Source organism: Nannocystis pusilla (assembly GCF_026626665.1).
GTDB lineage: Bacteria > Myxococcota_A > Polyangia > Nannocystales > Nannocystaceae > Nannocystis > Nannocystis pusilla.
In genome coordinates this window covers 6,479,647-6,498,124 of sequence record NZ_JAPNKE010000002.1, presented here as the reverse complement: position 1 = coordinate 6,498,124, position 18,478 = coordinate 6,479,647, and the positions used below count along the sequence as shown (strand labels likewise).

18 protein-coding genes are annotated in these 18,478 nt (G+C 71.8%); 8 read left to right on the top strand and 10 right to left on the bottom strand.

The features are described 5' to 3' along the window. The first annotated feature begins 170 nt into the window (after window positions 1-170). The gene (locus OV079_RS28685) at window positions 171-773 is read left to right on the top strand and encodes a hypothetical protein (protein WP_267772138.1); all 603 of its coding nucleotides are present in this window, start codon (window positions 171-173) and stop codon (window positions 771-773) included. 361 nt (window positions 774-1,134) lie between these two features. Here the strand turns inward: OV079_RS28685 and OV079_RS28680 are convergent, their stop codons facing one another. After that, the gene (locus tag OV079_RS28680; protein ID WP_267772137.1) at window positions 1,135-1,767 is read right to left on the bottom strand and encodes a glutathione S-transferase family protein; all 633 of its coding nucleotides are present in this window, start codon (window positions 1,765-1,767) and stop codon (window positions 1,135-1,137) included. A gap of 82 nt (window positions 1,768-1,849) precedes the next feature. On the opposite strand from OV079_RS28680, the gene OV079_RS28675 reads away from it, so the two are divergent. Beyond that, window positions 1,850-2,869: a helix-turn-helix transcriptional regulator gene (locus OV079_RS28675; protein ID WP_267772136.1), complete on the top strand. Its 1,020-nt coding sequence runs from the start codon at window positions 1,850-1,852 to the stop codon at window positions 2,867-2,869. A 289-nt stretch (window positions 2,870-3,158) separates the two neighbouring features. Here OV079_RS28675 and OV079_RS28670 read toward each other — a convergent pair whose 3' ends face one another. After that, window positions 3,159-5,657 carry a DUF4215 domain-containing protein gene (locus OV079_RS28670; protein WP_267772135.1) on the bottom strand — a complete coding sequence of 833 codons (2,499 nt, stop codon included), beginning with the start codon at window positions 5,655-5,657 and terminating at the stop codon, window positions 3,159-3,161. Window positions 5,658-6,759: 1,102 nt separating this feature from the next. On the opposite strand from OV079_RS28670, the gene OV079_RS28665 reads away from it, so the two are divergent. Continuing rightward, the gene (locus tag OV079_RS28665; RefSeq protein WP_267772134.1) at window positions 6,760-7,218 is read left to right on the top strand and encodes a GlcG/HbpS family heme-binding protein; all 459 of its coding nucleotides are present in this window, start codon (window positions 6,760-6,762) and stop codon (window positions 7,216-7,218) included. A gap of 24 nt (window positions 7,219-7,242) precedes the next feature. Here the strand turns inward: OV079_RS28665 and OV079_RS28660 are convergent, their stop codons facing one another. Together OV079_RS28660 and OV079_RS28655 are read right to left on the bottom strand one after the other, a co-directional pair. Then, window positions 7,243-7,800 carry an NUDIX hydrolase gene (locus OV079_RS28660; RefSeq protein WP_267772133.1) on the bottom strand — a complete coding sequence of 186 codons (558 nt, stop codon included), beginning with the start codon at window positions 7,798-7,800 and terminating at the stop codon, window positions 7,243-7,245. Window positions 7,801-7,858: 58 nt separating this feature from the next. Further along, a complete protein-coding gene (locus OV079_RS28655) occupies window positions 7,859-8,380 on the bottom strand; it encodes an EXPERA domain-containing protein (protein ID WP_267772132.1) in 522 nt (173 codons plus the stop codon). 320 nt (window positions 8,381-8,700) lie between these two features. On the opposite strand from OV079_RS28655, the gene OV079_RS28650 reads away from it, so the two are divergent. Beyond that, complete coding sequence (locus OV079_RS28650; protein ID WP_267772131.1) at window positions 8,701-9,384, top strand: trimeric intracellular cation channel family protein; 684 nt, start codon at window positions 8,701-8,703, stop codon at window positions 9,382-9,384. A 3-nt stretch (window positions 9,385-9,387) separates the two neighbouring features. On the opposite strand, the gene OV079_RS28645 is transcribed toward OV079_RS28650, so the two are convergent. The 3 genes from OV079_RS28645 to OV079_RS28635 form a co-directional block, all read right to left on the bottom strand. After that, entirely contained in the window at window positions 9,388-10,062 is a 675-nt protein-coding gene (locus tag OV079_RS28645) for a glycoside hydrolase domain-containing protein (RefSeq protein ID WP_267772129.1), read from the bottom strand. Between the two features lie 148 nt (window positions 10,063-10,210). Next, the gene (locus tag OV079_RS28640) at window positions 10,211-10,945 is read right to left on the bottom strand and encodes a hypothetical protein (RefSeq protein WP_267772128.1); all 735 of its coding nucleotides are present in this window, start codon (window positions 10,943-10,945) and stop codon (window positions 10,211-10,213) included. Then, a complete protein-coding gene (locus OV079_RS28635) occupies window positions 10,942-11,421 on the bottom strand; it encodes a hypothetical protein (protein WP_267772127.1) in 480 nt (159 codons plus the stop codon). Before OV079_RS28635 ends, OV079_RS28640 begins: the two co-directional genes overlap by 4 nt. 678 nt (window positions 11,422-12,099) lie before the next feature. Here OV079_RS28635 and OV079_RS28630 point away from each other — a divergent pair. The 3 genes from OV079_RS28630 (at window position 12,100) to OV079_RS28620 (ending at window position 14,253) form a co-directional block, all read left to right on the top strand. Further along, window positions 12,100-13,167: a tetratricopeptide repeat protein gene (locus OV079_RS28630; protein WP_267772126.1), complete on the top strand. Its 1,068-nt coding sequence runs from the start codon at window positions 12,100-12,102 to the stop codon at window positions 13,165-13,167. A gap of 88 nt (window positions 13,168-13,255) precedes the next feature. After that, complete coding sequence (locus tag OV079_RS28625) at window positions 13,256-13,768, top strand: hypothetical protein (RefSeq protein ID WP_267772125.1); 513 nt, start codon at window positions 13,256-13,258, stop codon at window positions 13,766-13,768. 65 nt (window positions 13,769-13,833) lie between these two features. Next, window positions 13,834-14,253 (top strand): hypothetical protein, encoded by a 420-nt coding sequence (locus OV079_RS28620; protein WP_267772124.1) that lies wholly within the window; start codon window positions 13,834-13,836, stop codon window positions 14,251-14,253. Window positions 14,254-14,383: 130 nt separating this feature from the next. On the opposite strand, the gene OV079_RS28615 is transcribed toward OV079_RS28620, so the two are convergent. The 3 genes from OV079_RS28615 to OV079_RS28605 form a co-directional block, all read right to left on the bottom strand. Then, a complete protein-coding gene (locus OV079_RS28615; RefSeq protein WP_267772122.1) occupies window positions 14,384-15,892 on the bottom strand; it encodes a right-handed parallel beta-helix repeat-containing protein in 1,509 nt (502 codons plus the stop codon). A 209-nt stretch (window positions 15,893-16,101) separates the two neighbouring features. Beyond that, a complete protein-coding gene (locus tag OV079_RS28610; RefSeq protein WP_267772121.1) occupies window positions 16,102-17,247 on the bottom strand; it encodes a BPSS1187 family protein in 1,146 nt (381 codons plus the stop codon). An 80-nt stretch (window positions 17,248-17,327) separates the two neighbouring features. Further along, entirely contained in the window at window positions 17,328-18,026 is a 699-nt protein-coding gene (locus OV079_RS28605) for a glutathione S-transferase family protein (RefSeq protein WP_267772120.1), read from the bottom strand. A gap of 172 nt (window positions 18,027-18,198) precedes the next feature. Here OV079_RS28605 and OV079_RS28600 point away from each other — a divergent pair, with 172 nt between their 5' ends. After that, window positions 18,199-18,474, top strand: coding sequence for an RsbRD N-terminal domain-containing protein (locus tag OV079_RS28600; protein ID WP_267772119.1), 276 nt, complete (start codon window positions 18,199-18,201; stop codon window positions 18,472-18,474). The last annotated feature ends 4 nt before the right edge of the window (window positions 18,475-18,478 follow it).

Genomic DNA, 18,478 nt, shown 5'->3' with positions numbered 1-18,478 from the left:
CCGCCGCGCGGCGCTCGGCTGCGTCGACGCCGACGCGCTGGTGACCCTGGTCGGCGAGTACTACGATTCGAGCGTGTTCCGCGAGACGCTGGCGCGGGTGCGCGGGTGGGCGCGCGCGCCAGCTCGACGCGGGGGCGTGGGGGCTGCTCGGCGGCTACACGTGGGCGCTGGTGACGGCGTGGGCGGTGCGCGCGGCCGGCGAGGCGGGCGTGGCCGCGGAGCCGGAGGCGCTGCTGCGCCACTTCTTCGTGCTGCTGGCCGCGCGCACGCCGGGGGCGGCGATCGCGTTCGGACCGCCGCCGGAGCCGAGGGGCGGGCGCAAGCCGCTGTGGCCGATCTGGACGCCCACGCCGCCGTCATTCAACTCGGCGCGCCACGTGACCCGCTCGACGCTGGTGCTGCTGCACGCGGAGCTGCGCCGCGGGCAGGCGCTGCTCGCCGCGGGCGATCCGGCCTGGACGGCGGCGACCGATCCGTCGGCGCATCCGCGGCGCGTCGAGCTGACGCTGCAGGGTCGCGGCGCGGCGCAGGCGGCGTGCGTCGGCTGGCTCGAAGGACATGTGATGGGATTGCTGCTGGCGCTCGAGGACGCGGGTGCGCGGGTGCGGCCGTACCCGCGGCCGCTGCGGGCCGGCGAGGCGACGTGGGCGATCGGGCTCGAGGGCGGGGAGCCGCCGGCGATCGCGGCGGCGGCGGCCGCGTTCGCGGGGGCGTTCGCGGGCTGGGCGGACCGGCCCGAGGGCGCGGAGCTGCGGGTGCGGCCGGTCGAGTGACGGCACGTTTCACGCGGGCTGATGCGAGCGGTCGCTCGCGTCAGAGGCCACGCGATCCGAGCGACGCTCGCTTGCCCACCATCCCGACTCAAGCCGACCCGCACGTGCTGTGAGGCTCGGCACGCGAGCGCAGAGACCCGATTCGCGCGAGCTGTGAAGCTCGGGTTCAGGGGCGTCTCGGGTCCCCGCGTCGGCTGAACTGCCGGCGCTGCGCCTCGCCGGCGAACGAGGCGGCGGCCGGGGTTCCGCTGCGCCGCATCGGCGGCGCCGAGCCCGAGCGCGCTGGTCACCGCCCGCGGGGTCGGGCGTGGCACTGACGACGGTCGCGCCCTGCTCGCGCGGGCGGGAAGAGGCCGTGGGTCTACTTACCCGCGGCTCCCGCGAGCAATCCCGCGTCCAGCTCGGCGGCCCGCGCGAAGGCCGGATGGGCGCAGGCGCGATCGATGTAGGCGCGGATCGCCGGCAGCTCGGGCACGATGCCGAAACCCGTGGTCCAGCGCAGCGCGGTGCCCCACAGCACGTCGGCGGCGCTGAAGCGTTCGCCGAGCAGGTAGTCGCCGCGTCCGAGCTGTTCGACCAGCGTCTGCAGCATGGCGTCGTAGCTGCCGTAGGCCGAGGTCGAGGCTTCCATCTCGGGGCGTTTCGTCGCGCGGTCGACCACCGCGGGCTCGAAGCTCGCGCCGTAGAACGCGATCCAGCGCAGATAGGTGCCGCGACGCGGATCGTCGAGGGCCGGCGCCAGTCCGGCCGCGGGGAACAGGTCGGCCAGGTAGATGAAGATCGCGACCTGCTCGGTCACCACCGTATCGCGGTGGCGGATGGTCGGCAGCTTGCCCAGCGGATTGAGCGCGAGGAACTCCGGCGTGCGGTTCGCACCGGCCTTGAAGTCGATGAACCTGACTTCGTACGGGGCTCCGAGGGCTTCGAGCAGCACTCGCACGCCGGCCGAACGCGACTGCGGATTGTGGAAGAAGGTGATGATGGACTCGGTCATGATGGGCCTTCCAGGTGGCTGGGGGACGGCAGAGAGACTAGCGCCCATTGCGGACATGTTCTGTCCGCGATAGCTTCGCGGCGTGCTGTCCACCTCGGCCCGCCTGCTGCGCCTCGCCAGTCTGCTGCAATCGCGCCGCCATTGGTCGGGAGCGGCGCTGGCGGAGACTCTGGAGGTGGACACGCGGACCGTGCGGCGCGACGTCGACCGTCTGCGCGAGCTCGGTTACCCGGTCGAGGCCTCGGCCGGCATCGGTGGCGGCTACTCGCTCGGCCGAGGCGCCGATCTGCCGCCGCTGGTGCTCGACGACGACGAGGCGGTGGCGCTGGCGATGGCGCTGCGGGTCGCCACCGCGTCCATCGGCGGCATCGAGGACACCGCGCTGCGCCTGCTTGCGAAGCTCGACCAGATGTTGCCGGCGCGACTGCGGCGGCGCGCATCGGCGTTGCATGCGGTGACGATTGCGCTGCGCATGGGCGAACCGCTGGCGAATGCGGACATCCTGACCGGCATCGCCACCGCGTGTCGCGATTGCCTGACGCTGGAGTTCACCTACCGCGATCATCACGGCGCCGCGAGTCGTCGGCGGGTGGAACCCCTGCGCGTCGCGAGCTACGGCCGGCGCTGGTACCTGATCGCCTGGGATCTGTCGCGCAGCGACTGGCGCACGTTCCGGATCGACCGCATCGTGGCCCGGCCGAGCACCGGCGCCGTCTTCGCCGCGCGCACGCAACCGGCCGATGTCGCCGCGTACCTCGAACGCGGCATCGCCTATGCGCCGTTCGCCTGCCGGGTGACGCTGCGGCTGAGAGGGAGCGCGACCACGCTCGCGTCCCGCATTCCCACCTGGTGCGGGATCCTCGAACCGGACGGCGCAAGCCACAGCCTGCTGCGAGTCGGGGCCGACAGCATCGAAACGCTGGTCGCTCAGCTCGCGATGGTGGGGCAGGATGCGGAGCTGATCGAAGGGCAGGAATTGGTGCCCCAGATGGAATCGGTGCTGAGCCGGCTCGGTACGACGCTCGTGCCGGGCGTCGGACGCACCCAGCCGACGACGACGGCTCGGCGGTCGAAGCCGCGGAGCCGGGCGAAGCGACGCTGACGATGTCCGCGGCGTGATGTGCCGCCCGCGCCGCTTCGCTACCGCTCGTCGGGCCGGCATCGGCTCGACACTCGACGCGTTGCCGCGCGGGTTCTGGAAGGGGCCGGGACGCGCTTGGCTCGGGCCGCGAGCCGGCCAGAAACCGCCTGTCCGCGGGGACATGGCCCACGCGGGCGGCGGCGATGATGTTTTTGGAACATGCCCATGCGGACATGTTCGTTGGGTCATCTATGAAGAGCGAGGGCTTCGCGCGGCTGCGCCGGTGCAGGGCAGCCGCGCGCTTCGCGGCTCAGGGCACGTTGGCGGCGCCCGGGGTCAGAGTGTTCGTGAACTTCCAGTCGACGCCCATCTGGTTGGTGTCGATGCCGTTGGGGATCCGGCTCAGCGAGCCCGCGTTGTTGGCGGAGTCGACGAGGTTGGCGGGGGTGCCCTCGACCAGGTTGAAGGGGCCGACGCCCATGAAGGTCACGCCGTTGATCTCGCCGGCGTAGGACAGGGCGTCGATGTACTGCTTGCTCGGCACGTGCACGAGCGCGACGCCGTCGGGCGAGCCGTTTTGAAGGATGACGCTCATCATGTTGGCGACCAGCTTGAGTTGACCGTTGGGGACGGTGACGTTGCCCCACACCACGACCAGGTACTGGCCCGCGGCGAGGGTGGGGAACGACGCGCCGAGGTCCACCGCCGAGTAGGCCTGGTTGTTGCTTCCGTTGACCGGCACCAGCCAGTGGCCGGCGAGGCTCACCGGTCCGCTCGAGACGTTCAAGATCTCCACGAACTCGGCGTTGTCGGTGCCGGGCTGGTCGTAGTCGACCTCGTTGATCACCAGGCATTGCTTGGGGCAGGGGCCGCCGCAGTCGACGCCGAGCTCGCCGGCGTTCTGGACGCCGTTGACGCACAGGCCGAGGGTGCAGGCGTTGGTGCAGGCGTCGTCGTTGTTGGCGTTGGCGTCGTCGCACTGCTCCTGGCCGGCCCAGACGATGCCGTCGCCGCAGGTCGCGGGCTTGCAGGCGTTGGTGCAGGCGTCGGTGGCGACGGTGTTGGCGTCGTCGCACTGCTCGACGCCGGCGTGGAGCAGGCCGTCGCCGCAGGTGGCGTCGACGCACTCGAGCACGCAGGCGTCGGTGTCGTCGGTGTTGCCGTCGTCGCACTGCTCGACGCCGACGTGGAGGACGTCGTCGTGGCAGGCGGCCGGTTGGCAGGTGGCGAGGCAGGCGTCGCTGCTCGACAGGTTGCCGTCGTCGCAGACCTCGCCGGCGCCGGCCTGGACGAAGCCGTCGCCGCAGGCGGGCAGGGTGCACCCGAGGGTGCAGGCGCCGGTGTTGCTGTTGGCGTCGCCGAGGTCGCACGCCTCGCCGGGTTGCTTGATGCCGTCGCCGCAGCTCGCGGGCTTGCAGGCGCTGGTGCAGGCGTCGTCGTCGCTGGTGTTGCCGTCGTCGCAGCCCTCGCCGGGGCCCTGGTCGCCGTCGCCGCAGACGTTGGCGAGGCAGCCGGCCCTGCAGGCCTTGCCGGGGCCGTTGTTGGGGCCGTCGTCGCACTGCTCGACGCCGGCGTGGACGAGTCCGTCGCCGCAGGTCGCGTCGGCGCAGGCGAGGGTGCAGGCGCCGGTGTCGCTGTTCTGCGGGCCGAGGTCGCAGCCCTCGCCCTCGCTGGCCTGCTCGAAGCCGTCGCCGCAGGCGGGCAGCTTGCACAGGTCGGTGCAGCCGTCGTCGTTGTCGCCGTTCTGGCCGTCGTCGCAGGCCTCGCCCGGGTCGAGGACGGCGTTGCCGCAGGCCTCGAGCTTGCACGCGGCGGAGCAGCCGTCGCCGGGGTCCTGATTGCCGTCGTCGCAGGCCTCGTCGGGGCTCTGGTCGCCGTCGCCGCAGACGTTGAGGGTGCAGTCGGCCTTGCAGGCCTTGCCGGGGCCGTTGTCGCCGCCGTTGTCGCACTCCTCGAGGCCGTCGCCGGTGCTGAAGACGTGGCCGTCGCCGCACACGGCGAGCGTGCATTCGCTGGTGCAGGCGGCGGCGTCGGCGTTGTCGGGGCCGTCGTCGCACTCCTCGCCGGCGCCGGACTGCAGGAAGCCGTCGCTGCAGGTGGCGAGGGTGCAGGTCTCGGTGCATTCGTCGGTGTTGTCGGTGTCGCCGTCGTCGCACTCCTCGGTCGGGCCGACGACCGCGTCGCCGCACGAGGCGAGGGCGCAGGCGTTGCTGCACTCGTCGTCGTCGACGTCGTTGCCGTCGTCGCAGCCCTCGCCCGGGCCCTTGGCCCCGTCGCCGCAGACGTTGTCGGTGCAGTCGGCCTTGCAGCTGTTGCCGTCGGCGTTGTCGGCCCCGTCGTCGCACTCCTCGTCCGGACCGGCGTCGCCGTCGCCGCACACGTTGAGGCCGCAGGTCGCGTTGCACGACTTGCCCGGGCCGTTGTCGGCCCCGTCGTCGCACGCCTCGCCAGCGTCGAGCATGCCGTCGCCGCACACGCCGTCGCCGCCGGTCTCGGTGTCGCCGGTGGTCGTGGTGGTCGTGGTGGTCGTGTCGGTCGTCGTCGCGGTCTCGGTGGTGGTGCTGGTCGGGCCGGTCGTCGAGGTGGTGGGGACCGTGGTCGTCGGCGGGGCCGTGGTCTGGGCGTCGGTGGTGGTATCGGTGCCGCTGCTGCTGGTGTCGGTGTCGGTGCCGCTGGCGGAGGGGTTATTCGGGCAGGCCGTCAGCCACAGGCTTCCGAGCAGGCCGAGGCTCCAGCGCCGGGGCGCCGAGGGACGAGAAACGCTGCCAGCTATGATTCTGAACGCGATGCATCGCGCGGACGCTACCACAGCGACGCTCGCGGCCGGCGACGCTCGCAGGACGGCGATCGCAGGTGTTGGCTCCGCCGCGTCGGCGCCACGCTGTCGTCGCGACGCATTCGCGAGCCGTGGCTGCGGCGCGGTGCAACGGCGGGATCTTCGAGGTGCGGCGCGTGAGGTCGCGGGCCGCCGACAGGCGAGATCGATCTGCGGCCGGCGATAGTCATTCGCTCGCCGGGGATCCGTTGCAGACGCTACACGCCGGGGGGCGAGACGAGGACCTCGGCGGGGGACCCGGTTGACGACGTCGGCGCGTTCCGGCGTGGAGGTCGGGCCGGGGGCGGCGGGGAGAGGCTCGGGGGCGCTGTTCACCCGACGCGTGAGTCGAGGTCGTGCTCGCAGGCGGCCCCGGTCGCGCGACTGTCAGTCAGCTCGACGTCGGGGCGGCCTTGCATCATTGCAGTCAATAATCGTGAGCGAACTCAGGACGAGTCGAAGGCATGTGTGGCCTTTGAGTCAGGCGCCGTAAAATGCGACCGCGGATCGAGGATGACGAATGGTGGTAGTGGGGATTGGGGCGTGAGCGCTCCGGCGACGATTGCGAGGAGTCCGGCGCCGGCCGTCCGGCCGCGGGTGCGCTGCGCAGGTGGGTACGCGGGTCGCCGGCGCTCGGTCGCCGCTCGAGGTGACGGAAGGCCGGGGTGCCGGAGACGAACCAGCAGGGCATGCGAGTCCCGGCGACCGACCACGAGTTCGTGTGGGTGTTCCTGTCGACGGCGCCGGGGCCCCGTCGGCCGGCGGCCTCACTGTTGCTCGCAGACCGCGAGGGGCAGGCGCGATCCGCACGGGCCGGCGCGGTCGCAATCGCGGACCGTCGGGCGGGGGCACCGCCTGGAAACAGTGATAGTCGACGTATTCGCGGGGGGCGGCGCGGGGGCGAGCCGACGGCGCCGCGGCCGGTTCACATCACCGTGTCGAAGGTCGCGCCGGCCCCGCGTGACCCGAGTATGATTCGCCGCGGTTGCGGTGGCGGTGCGCTGACGCGTCGTGAGCGTCGTTTCGGCAGAAGGATCTGCGGGCATGCGGCCAATGGGCGTTACGAATTCGAGTGGCGGCAAGCGGAAGGACGACCATGGAATCGAGCGACGTCAAGTTCAGCGTCTCGCACCTCGCGGCCCAGGCGATCGTGTTCGCAGTGGTCGAGCGGGCGCGGGCGCTCGGGGTGCCGCGATCGGTGGCGGTGCTCGACGCGAGCGGGGTGGTGATGGCGCTGTGTCGCATGGGCGGGGCGCCGCTCGTCAGCTCGGAGGTGGCGCAGAGCAAGGCCTTCACCGCCCTGTTCGGGCCGTCGCCGCCGGGCGAGGTGCTGCCGCCGGGAGCGGCGCGGCTGCCCCGGCTCGGCTCGGTCGGCGCGGGGCTGCCGATCGTGGTCGAGGGGCGGGCGATCGGGGCGATCGGGGTCGGCGGCGGGACGGGCGAGCAAGACCTCGAATGCGTGCAGGCCGGGCTGGCGGCGCTGCGCGAGACCGGGGCGCCGCGGGAGCAGGGCGCAGCTTCGTGGGAGCGCCGCGCGGGGGTGGACGGGCGCTGAGAGGCTGGCCTTCGGGATATGTCTTCAGGGCCAGGCGACCCGGCCTTGGCGCTCGAACCACCAGTAGAGGCCGCAGATGACCATCGAGTTGATCACCGTGTCGCCGACCTGGGGGCGCAGCTCGGCCGGGCTGCACAGGACGATCTCGATGTCCTCGCCCTCGTCGAAGGCGGTCTCGCCGGTGCGGCGACAGCCCTCGGCGAGGACGGTGTAGCAGCGGTTGCCCTGAAAGGCGGCGTTGGGGGCGACCTCGCCGAGGCGGACGATCGAGGCGGCGGAATAACCTGTCTCTTCGAGCAGCTCGCGCGCGGCCGCCTGCTCCGGCGTCTCGTCGGGCTCGATCGCGCCGGCCGGCAGCTCGAGCTCGAAGCGGCGGGTGCCGTGGCGCCACTGGCGGACCAGCACGAGCTGACCCTCGGGGGTCAGGGCGACGAGGTTGACCCAGTCGGGCGCGTCGAGGGTGACGTACGGGCGCAGGCTGCCGGTGCGCGGGTGCTCGGCCTCGATCTCCTGCAGGCGGAAGATCGGCGTGGTCGCCAGCTCGCGGCGCTCGCCGTAACGGAAGGGCTTCAACGTGGTCACGCGGGTGCTCCGCGGCCGACGTTAGCACGGCGCCGCGGGGCGAGGCCGCGAGGCGCGATCACGCGGCGGAGGCGTGGCCGCGCAGGCGCGCGCCGAGGTAGCGGATCGAGTCCCACGCCATGTAGGCGTAGCCGAGCAGCCACGGCAGGTTGGGCGCGTAGAACAGGAAGAAGGTGTAGGGCGACTGGTAGCGCATGTCGGGGTAGCCGGTGACGTGCGCGGCCCAGAAGTAGAGCACCACCGAATAGGCGAGGTACGAGCCGACGAAGAGCTGGAGGATGTGGCGGTAGTACACGCGCTGGACGATGGCCCACAGCAGCCAGACGTTGACGATCTGGGTGATGAAGACGTTGATCTGCTCGAGGCCGATCGCCATCGGCGTGATCTTGTCGTAGTACGCCCGGTCGGCGTCGCCGTAGATCTGGAACAGCCTGGCGAACAGCTCGTGGTCGGCGCGGGCGACCAGGCTGTCGTTGTAGACGATCCAGTAGAGCTCGAGCGAGAAGGCGATGCAGAGGAAGAACGCCAGCAGGCCGATGATGACGCGGTCGCTCGTGGACATTTTGTCGGGCGTGGACATGGCGGGCGGAGTCTAGAGGCCCGGCGCGCGGCGTTGCCGACCGGATCACACCGCGCGCCGCGGGACGCCCCGATGAGAAGAGCCGCGGCGCGCCGAGGATCGGCCCGCGAGCGCGTCGTGGCAGCGCGAGACGAAGCAACTGCCCCGCGACGGCGCGGATGGGTCGCACGTGCTCATGCGCGACGCGTGCGAAGGGGTCGCGGCGATCGCGGGTCGCCGGCTCGCTGCACGAAGACGGGACGCGCTTGACCGCGAGGGGCGGGCGTGGTGCGGGGCAGCGCGAGCGGGCCCTCGTCGGTGACCGCGCTATGCTCGGGCCCGTGGTCGTCCACCCCGAGGAGTTCTTCCAGCTGCCGCTCTACTTCGACCTCGGCGCGACGCTGCTGTTCGGGCTCAGCGGCGCGCTGCTGGCGGCCCGCCGCGGCTACGATCCGGTGGGATTGTTCGTGGTGGCGCTGGCGACCGGGGTCGGCGGCGGGCTCCTGCGCGACGGGCTGTTCCTGCAGCAGGGCCCGCCGGTGTGCGTGCAGGACAGCCGCTATTTGCTGGTGGTGCTGATCGCCAGCGTGTTCGGCTACTTCTTCGCGACGGCGCTCGACCGGATCCGCGGGCTCCTGTTCGTGGTCGACGCGATCGGCCTCGGCACCTACGCGGTGGTCGGGGTGCAGAAGTCGCTGGCGCTCGGGCTCGGCGTCGGCGCGGCGGGCTTCATCGGGGTGGTCAACGCCGTCGGCGGCGGGCTCCTGCGCGACGTGCTGGTGCGCGAGGAGCCGTTCCTGTTCAAGCCCGGCGAGTACTACGCGCTGGTGGCGGGCGCCGGGGCGGCGCTGTTCTGCGGGCTGACCGTGGCGCTCGAGTGGCGGCCGCCGCGGGCGGCGGCGGCGGCGATCGCGGTGACGTTCGCGCTGCGGGTGGTGTCGCATCGCTACGGCTGGACGACGCCGCCGGCGCGCACGGGGCCGCACCCGCGCGTGCAGGCGCCGCTGCGGCCCGACCGCGAGTGACGATCAGCTGACGGGCGGGTCGCTGCGGCCGATCCACCACGTGGGCAGGTCGCCGAGCTGGTCGGGCTGGATCGCGTCGTGATCGATGTGGATGCCGTTGACGAGATCGTTGGCCGGCGGGAGCTGCAGCATTTGATAGCCGCGGCGCTGGACGTCGACCTCGGTGATGCCCGACTTCCAGTAGTTGCGGAACTTGAAGCCGCGGTAGAGCTGGGCGCTCGTCAGCGGCAGGCGGCCGACGTAGAGGCCGGGCGTGAAGCCGGCGGCGGCGACCGCGGTGTACCAGGCGTTGCCGTACGTGAGGATGTTGTTGGGCGGCGCGCTCGGGTCGACGCCCTCGACGTCGGTCCACACGGTGAGCTGCGCCGGGGCGCCGAGGTCGGCGAGGTGGCGCGCCGCGAGGGCGCCGTCGCTGCTGCCGAGCGCCGCGGTCGGCGACCAGCCGGAGCGGCGGACGTGCTGGACGATCATCAGCGCCAGGCCGGCGCCGAGGATCCCCAGGGCTTCGTCGCGCGAGATGTCGGACTCGCCCTCGGTGGCGCTGTGGCTGACGTAGCGCACGCAGAAGCGATAGCCGTCGGCGACGAACTTGCGCGCGACGTCCGGCGTCACGACGACGTTGGTATCGAACCCTCGCGCCGCCGCGGCGCGCTCGACCACCCCGAAAGAGTCACTCATCTTTCAAAAATCCTCCCTCGCGCTCATGATGCGACGAGCGAGGGCGGCGGCGTCAAGCCGCGATTGCGCGCCCGGACATGGCGCGCCCGCGAACGCGGGCGCGCAGCCGCCGGGGAATCGGCGTTATCGCCGGCCCGCGGCGCTGCCCTCATTGGGGGATCGGCGGCGGCGGTTCGAAGCCCTGGACGATGTAGATCCGGTCCTGCCCGGCGCCCCAGGTGAGGAACATGAAGTCGCCGGTGAGCGGCTCGAAGTAGGCGCCCCACGGGCTCGGGAAGTCGAGGTAAAAGTCCTTGCGCGACTCGGGCAGCGGGTCGCCGAGGTCGTCGACCCGGTAGACGCCGACGGTGCCGGCCGACCACTCGGAGACGATCAGGTGGTCGACCTCGAACCCGGGCGAGCCCTTCGGCACGTAGGCGAAGCCGCCGGGGCCGAAGGGGAGCGTGGCGGTCTGCTGGGCGTTGGCGAGGGTGTAGGTGTCGCCATTGGCGGTGCGGTCGAGGTGATACCATTTGCCGCCCGGCCAGGTGATCGTGCGCATGCCGCCGGGGTCGAGGAAGCCCGGCGGGACGAAGCCGAGGCCGCTGACGGAGTTCTCGACGCCGAGCCCGGCCATGTCGGTGGTGACGGCGGGCACCATCTGGCCGGGCAGCAATTGGCCGATCTGGTTGATCGGCCAGGCGGTGTAGAACATCAGGCCCGACTCGACCAGAGCCAGGTTGGCGTCGACGTAGGGGGTGTCGGCGACGAGCTGGGCGACGCCCTTGAAGTTGACGATGTGGTCGCAATTGCCGCGCACGACCTCGATCGCCCACACCTTGCCGGTCGCGGTCTCGGAGTCGCCGGCGACGAGGAGGAGGTTCGGGTTTTCATGCGAGATCACGCAGCCGCCGAGGCGCGAGTCGGTGGGGATGCCCGGGACCTGGCCGAGCTCGTACGTTTTGTAGAATCGGCGAACTCGGGCGCGAGCACGACGTCGGGGCCGGCGGGGATCGGCGGCTCGTCGCTGCAATCGATCGGGCCGCCGGTGGTGGTTCCGGGATTGCCGGTGGTCGTGGTGGTGGAATCGTCGGTGGTCGAATCGGTGGTGGTGCCGGGCTCGTCCGTGGTCGCGGTGGTGGTCCCGGGGTCGGTGACGGTGATCGCGGTCGTCGCGGTGGTGCCGGTGGTCGGCGGGTCGGCGGTGGTCGAATCGGCGGTCGCCGTGGCGGGGCTCGTGCCCGTGGGGTCGCCGGCGGTGCCTGCGGTCGGGTCGCCGGTCGGGTCGCTGGTGTCCGTCGCCCTCGTGCCCTGATTGCCAGGACAGGCCGCGACGGCGAACCCCGCCACCACCACTGCGATCGTCGTGTGCCTCTGCATCGCCCGCGAGTCTACGCGAGGGCCCGCGCAGGGCCGCCTATTTGCACATAAATGGGGGATCCACGGCATTTTGTCGAGTTGTGGTCCGCGCCCCCCAGATGGCCGCGGGGCCGGCGTAGATTGCATCATCGACAGCCGCGCGGCCCGTCGGCGGCCCGGCGGTGCTGACATTGCGGCGTCGCGAATGCGAGGAGCTCGCGGAGGCTCGACCTCGCCGCGGCGGACAGGTGTCACGCGCGTCGAGTCGTCGCCGTCGGTCGCGGGGCGCGCACGGCGTCGCTGCACCGACACGCGCTCGCCGACGTCGGCGCGGCGCTTGCGAGCGCCGCGCAACTGCGCGAGCGCGAGGCCCGGCGGGCACGCGCGGGGCGCGATCGAGCGGGGACGCCGTCGGGCGAGCGAGGGTGGGCTGCGCCGGATTGTTTCGCTGCGTCGCCGGTATCCGCTGGGCGCCGAGCGGCATACAAGGGCCGCATCGGCGCTGCGACGAGATTTTCGTTGACGTGGCCGCGGACCTGGTCTTTTCATGGCGGGGTGCGCCGCAGGGGTCGCTGTTTCCGTTTCGATTTCATCCTCTCGCTCGCGCTCGCGGCGGGCTGTCACAAGGAGTCGACCCAGACGCCGACGGGCGACGACTCGTGCTTCGGCGCGCAATGTGTCGAGCAGGCCGAAGCGGCCATGTTCTACAAGGATTACGACAACGCCCGCGAGCCGCTGACGGCGGTGTGCGAGAAGAACGACGGGTTCCAGTGCTTCCGCCTGGCCGAGCTGTACCAGCAGGGGCGCGGCGGGCCGGTCGACCTGGCCAAGGCGGCGGAGGTGTACGAGAAGTCGTGCGCGAACGACTATCCGGAGGCGTGCGAGCGCCGCTCGGACATGGCGCGCGAGGGGACGGGCACGCCGCAGATCGAGCTCGAGTTCGCCAAGAAAGCGTGCGCGGGCGGGCGGCCGGCGGCGTGCACCCGGGCGGGCCAGCAGTTGCACGCCGGCCGCGGGGTCGAGGCCGACCTGACGCAGGCGATCGAGATGTACCAGAGCGGCTGCAAGCTCGGCGACATCGACGGCTGCACCGGCGTCGGTGATCTGCTGTTCTCGCAGGACTCGGCCGACGCGAAGATGCGCGGGGTGAACGCGTACATCAACGCGTGCGTCGGGCACAGCGCGTACGGCTGCTTCAAGGCCGCCATCGCGTTCCACGACGGGACCGGCACCAAGCGCGACGTCGCCAAGGCGGAGCAGCACTTCGCCAAGGCGTGCGAGTGGCAGATCGACGACGCCTGCCACGTGGTCAAGCAGCTGAGCGCGTCCGGGGGCAAGCCGGTCGAGCTCGAGCTGACGACGAAGGTGGCCGAGCTGGGCGCGGGCGGGCTGCAGGCGCGCGACATGGCGTGCCGCATGGTCGAGCAGGGCGAGCCGGCGCTGGCGAAGGTGGTCGCAGGGGTCGCCAAGGGCAAGGACTCGCTCGACTCGTGCGCGAAGGAAGGCGCGGCGCTGGCGGTGAGGTGGGAGTTCGAGGACGGCAAGCTGCTGCAGGCCAAGGTGGTCGGCAAGGCGCCGAAGAAGGTGAAGGAGTGCGTGGCCTACGTGCTGCGCAAGAAGGCCAAGTTCTCGCACTCGGGCGCCTGCTCGGCGGTGTTCCTGGTCGGCGACCCGGACGGCGCGGCCAAGTCCCTGGCCGCGCGGGCGAACGCGCCGGCCGACGACGGCCGGGTCCACGTCCGCATGAGCGCCGAGGACGAGGAATAGCGCGCTCGCAGGAATTCGCGCGCCGGGCTCGCGGATGAGCCCGGTTGCCGGCCGGTCGTCGTCGGGGTACGGTCGGTGTATGATTGGCTTGCGACACCGCTCATTCGTGGCCGCGCTCGCGCTGCATTGCATTGCGACGAGCACGGCCTGCTCCGACACCGGCAAGGGCACCGACACCGACGCGTCGACGTCGACGACGACGAGCACGACGACGACGACGACGACGACCGGCCCGACGACCGAGGCGACGACGACGACCGGCGACGGGACCGATGCGACGACCGAGCCCGGGACGACGACGCCGACCACCACCGACGGGACGGGAGATCCCGAGTACCACCGCGAGTGCCAGCCCGGCGACTTCGTGTGCGACGGCGACTTCGGCTGCGAGGACGCGACGCTCCCCGGCGAGTGCTACAAGCCGTGCACGCCCGACGGCGAGGTCGGCGCGCTCGACAGCGAGTGCGACGAGCCCGAGCGGCCGTTCTGCAGCCAGGTCGGCCTGGCCGACGGCGGCGACTTCTCCTGCAACTCGTGTGTCCACATCTGCATGGCCGAGCCGCAGAACCAGTGCGAATTCGGGGCCGACGAGTGCCCGTAGCGGCGGTCTCACGTGCAGACGGCGTCTGCGCGCGGGGAAGCGGGGGCGGCTATACTGCGAGTCGTATGCGCCGCCTCGCCGTCCTCGCTGCCCTGCTGAGCGCCTGCACGATCCGCGAGCCCGGCAACGGCAGCGACGGCGACGTCACCTCCGAGACGTCGAGCGAGACGAGCACGAGCACGAGCACGAGCACGGGCGAGCCGACCGGCGGGCCGCCGTACGAGCGAAACTGTCAGCCGGGTGACTTCGTGTGCGACGACTGGGGCTGCGAGGGGGCGGCCGAGGCCGGCGAATGCTACAAGCCGTGCACCCCGAGCGACGGGATCGGCGGGTTCGACAGCGAATGCGACGAGCCGGAGCGGCCGTTCTGCAGCCAGGTCGGGCGCGCGTTCGGCGGCGACTTCGACTGCAACGGCTGCGCGCACGTGTGTCTGGCCGAGCCGATCAATTGGTGCGAGTACAGGGAAGACCAGTGTGACGCCTAGGTGCGCGGCCCGGGGGAGCCGCGCGTTGCATGGGGCCCTCGAGGACATGTTTAAGAAACATGTCCTTCGAGGCATGCCCGAGGCTAGCGGCGACGGCGGCGGGCGGTAAGGCCGAAGATCGCGAACGCGGTCAGCAGCGCCCGGGGCCGCCGCCGGCGTCGTTGCGGCAGCCGCAGCCGCCGCCGTCGTCGTCGACCGAGCCGCTGTCGGTGTCGGTGTCGGTGGCGGCGCCGCCGGTCGCGTCGGTGGTGCCGAGGTTGCCCTCGGTGGTCGGCGCGGAGCCGGTGGTGCCGGTGTCGCCGTCGCTCGTGTCGGCGCCGGTGGTGGGGTCGTCGGTCGTGGGGCCGCCGGTGGTCGGGCCGTCGGAGGTCGGGCCGGCGGTCGTGTCCGGGTCGGGCGCGGTGGTCGAATCGTCGCCGGTGGTCGAATCACCGGTGGTCGAGTCGTCGGTGGTGGTGCCCTCGTCGACGCCGAACTCGTAGGCGCCGATGTCGGGCGCGCCGACGACCGGGCGGCCCTCGGTCTGGGTCGGGTGCAGGTACTGCGAATCGGGGATCAGCAGGGCGTCGAGGACCTCGCCGGCGTCGATCCCGGGCGCGCCGTCGAGCAGGTGGTAATCGTAGCCGGAGCGGTCGACCAGGCCGGCGTCCTCGGTCTGCAGGTTGCCGAGGTCGACGATCTTGGTGTTGGGGTCGCCGGTCTTGATCGGGGTGCCGGGGCCGACGAAAAGGTTGTTGTAGACGTTGACCTCGGCGCCGGCCGGGGCCTCGACGAACGTCGCGGCGGGAGCGCCGTCGTTGACGAAGGTGTTGTGGCTGACGAACAGGCGCAGGTCGGGGTTGGTGCCGCCCTCGCCCTTGTAGAAGACGATGCGGTACTTGTTCTCCGCCATCGGCCCCTTCTGGATCAGGTTGCCGATCACGTACGAGAGGCCGCCCTGGGGCAGGTCGATCAGCGCCGAGCCGTTGCCGTCGGCCTCCTCCATCAGGCGGTTGTAGAGGATGTGGTTCTCGAGCGCGCGCGACTTGAGGGCGTGGCCCGACTTGGCGTGGTGCGAGTAATTGCCGCGGAACACGAACTTCGGCGCGGTGCCGATGTAGACGTTGTGCTCGTAGCCGGCCTCGCCGTTGTAGGCGAACTCGGAGTACTCGATCGTCATTGCGCCGTCGCCGGCGAGGATGCCGTTCTGGTTGTCGTGGAAGTAGCAGTTGCGGACGGTCAGGTCGGTGCCCTGGGCGCGGATGCCGGCGCCGTTGTTGCCGTCGCCCTCGCTGATCTTCGAGCCCGAGAACTCGAGGTTCTCGACGGTGACCGGGCCGACCCCGGCCTCGACGACGAAGATGCCCTTCTTGTTGGGCGGCGGGACCGTGGCGCGCAGGTGCGGGCGGGAGTCGCCGACGCCGCGGATCGTCAGGTCGCCGACCTTGATCGAGGAGATGTCGTCGACGTACTCGCCCGGATCGATCTCGATGACGTCGCCGCTCTTGGCCGCCCCGACCGCTTCCTTCACGGTCTTGTACTGCTTGTCGGCGCCCACCGTCAGCGTGGCGGCCAGCGCCAGCGACGGCGCGAGCAGGCCGAAGACCGCGGCGAAGGTGACGGCGGTCGAAACGTGCGCGTAATTGAAAGAGGTACGCATGTCGTCAGTCTCCGGCCATTCGTGTGCCCGTCCCACCCGCCGACGTCAAGGGTCTCCCCGTTCGGAGAACGTGCGGCGCTCGCGGCCTGGGGTCCTTCCCTGAGGCTTTCTCGGCCCCAGGTGCGGGCGGCGAGCGGCGTCGACGCGGGCGGCTTCGCCATGTCCCGAGAGACAGATGAGATGTCCCCGGGGACATGTGTCCGCAACGCTCAGTCGGCGCCGTACATCGCGCGCCAGACCGGCTCGAATACGTACACGTCGCCGTCCTTGGGCGACGCGCCGCCGGCCTGGGTCGAGCCGTGGCCGTCGCCGGTGGCGGCGGAGGTGACGAGGCGATGCGAATCCATGTAGGGCGGGGCGGCGCCGTCGACGACGAACGGCTCGCCGGGCAGCATCATGTCGGCGAAGCTCTGCAGGTGGCCGGGGTGCTGGTCGTCGCCGGTGTGGGTGAAGCCCCAGAAGCGGTCGATCGGGGTCAGCGGGTCGCCCTTCAGCCAGGCCTGGTCGCTGTCGAGCGGGCCCGACAGCATGACCACGCGCTCGACCGCGCGGTTCATGCCGATCACGCCCGAGCTGCTCGCGCCGTGGGAGATCCCCGAGATCACGATCTCCGACCAGCGCGGCTTGCCGTCCTCGATGAAGTACTGCCAATCGCCGCCGGGGTGCAGCGCCTGCAGGTGCTCCAGCATCTTGACCACGCGCGTCTCGATGCTGTCGGGCGGCGGGATGTCGATGAATTCGTGGTGGTCGACGCCCTCGAACGCCTCGAGGCGGCAGCCGCCGATGTCGTCGCCGCAGTTGCCGACGCCGTAGTCGCTGACGTAGCACGGGTGGATCACGTGGAAGCCCATGCGCGCGAGCACGACCCCGTGGGCCTGCGAGCCGCAGGTGGTCGGCGCGCCGGCGCCGTGCAGGTAGACGACCAGGCGGCCCTGCAGCGGCGCCGTGGTGTCGAGCTCGGCGAGCTGGTTGCCGAGCGCGAGCGCGGCGGCCGGGTCGGCCTCGTCGGCCTTGAACGAGAACTCGTAGAGCTGCGGATCCGACACGTCGACGTTCGGCCCGCTCGGCATGGCCTCGGTGGTGGTGCCGGTGGTGGTCGCGGTGTCGTCGCCCGTGGTGTCGACGGTGCCGGTGGTCGGAGCGGCGGTGGTGCTCGTCGGCGCGCTCGAGCTCGAGGTCGAACTCGTGGAGGTCGTGGTGCTGTCGTCGCCCTCGGTGGTCGCGGTCGAGGTGTCCGTGGTGTCCGGCGCGGAGGACGAGCCCGTGGTCGTCGTCGTGTCGGTGGCGGTGTCGACGGCCTTACTGCTGCAAGCGGCGAGCAGCGCCGCCGCGCAGATCGATCGCGTGCGTGGCATGCGGCGAATATGCCAGAGATGGTCGCGCACGGGTGCGCGGGGCTCGTCGTGGTCTCACCGAGTTCGCATCCGTGCGATCGTCACACCGCAATTGCGTACATCGGGCTGGTGCGGCCGAGGCCGCCGTGCAGGTCGCGCACGCGCTCGAGCCACGCGACGACCGGATCGTCGCGCTCCAGCAGCGGCAGCGTCGTCACCGAGGCGACCCATTGCATGAGGCCCGCGGCGATGTAGTCGGCGTACCCCGCCCGCTCGCCGGTGAGGAACGGCTGGCCCTGGACGGTGAGGCGCAGCGGGTTCAGGGCCGCGCGCACGTCGTCGAGCCGGTGCTCGCGCCCGGCCGCTGCGGCCTCGAGGCTACGGCCGAGCCGCTGCTCGCGGCTCTCGCGGAAGTAGGCGCGATCCTCGTGCCGCGCGTGATCGTGGATGTCGAGCGCGAGCATCGGCATCAGCAGCGGCACGAGGGCGCCGAACAGCCAGGCCTCGGTGAATCGACAGAGGGCGCGCTCGGCTGGCCCTTCGAACAGGCGCGGGCTTTCGGGGTAGCGAGCGTCGAGGTAGTCGGCGATGGCCCACGAGTCGGCGACGACGTGGCCGTCGTCGTCGAGGATCGGGACGGTCCGATGGGCGCCGTCGTAGAGCCGCGGGATGGCGGTGAAGCCCTGCGGGCGCGCCTCGAACTCGAGGCCCTTGTGGGCCAGGGCCCACTTGCTGCGCCAGCAGTACGGGCTGAGGCGGCGATCGTCGAGGCAGGCGAGGTCGTGGAGGATTCGTGGCACTGCACGCCATGGTGGCGGAAGCGGCGACCGCCGACAAGCACGCGGCGCCGGCCTCGCCGGAGGCGGGCGGGCCGGTGGCGGGCCGCAGACTCGCCTGCGCGTCCGCGCGTCGGGGTCGTTCACGGCGGGGTCGGTCGGCGCGCCGGCGAGCCTCCGCTACCCTGGCCGCACGATGTCGACGTGCTCGCAGCAGGCTCATGCGCTGGCCGATCGGCTCGAGCGCGAGCAGCAGGTGATCGTCGAGCGCTGGCTGCGTCGCGTCCGCGCGCGCAACGTGGCCGGGCGCCCGCTTCCGGCCCCGGAGCTGGTCGACCGTCTGCCGGAGTTCCTGGACGAACTGGCCGCGGCGCTGCGGCGCGGGGCGGCGGAGGAGCGCGGCGGAGCCGAGGCGCCCACGGCGGAGGTGGCTCGCGAGCACGGGACCCAGCGCTATCGCCACGGCTTCTGAAATC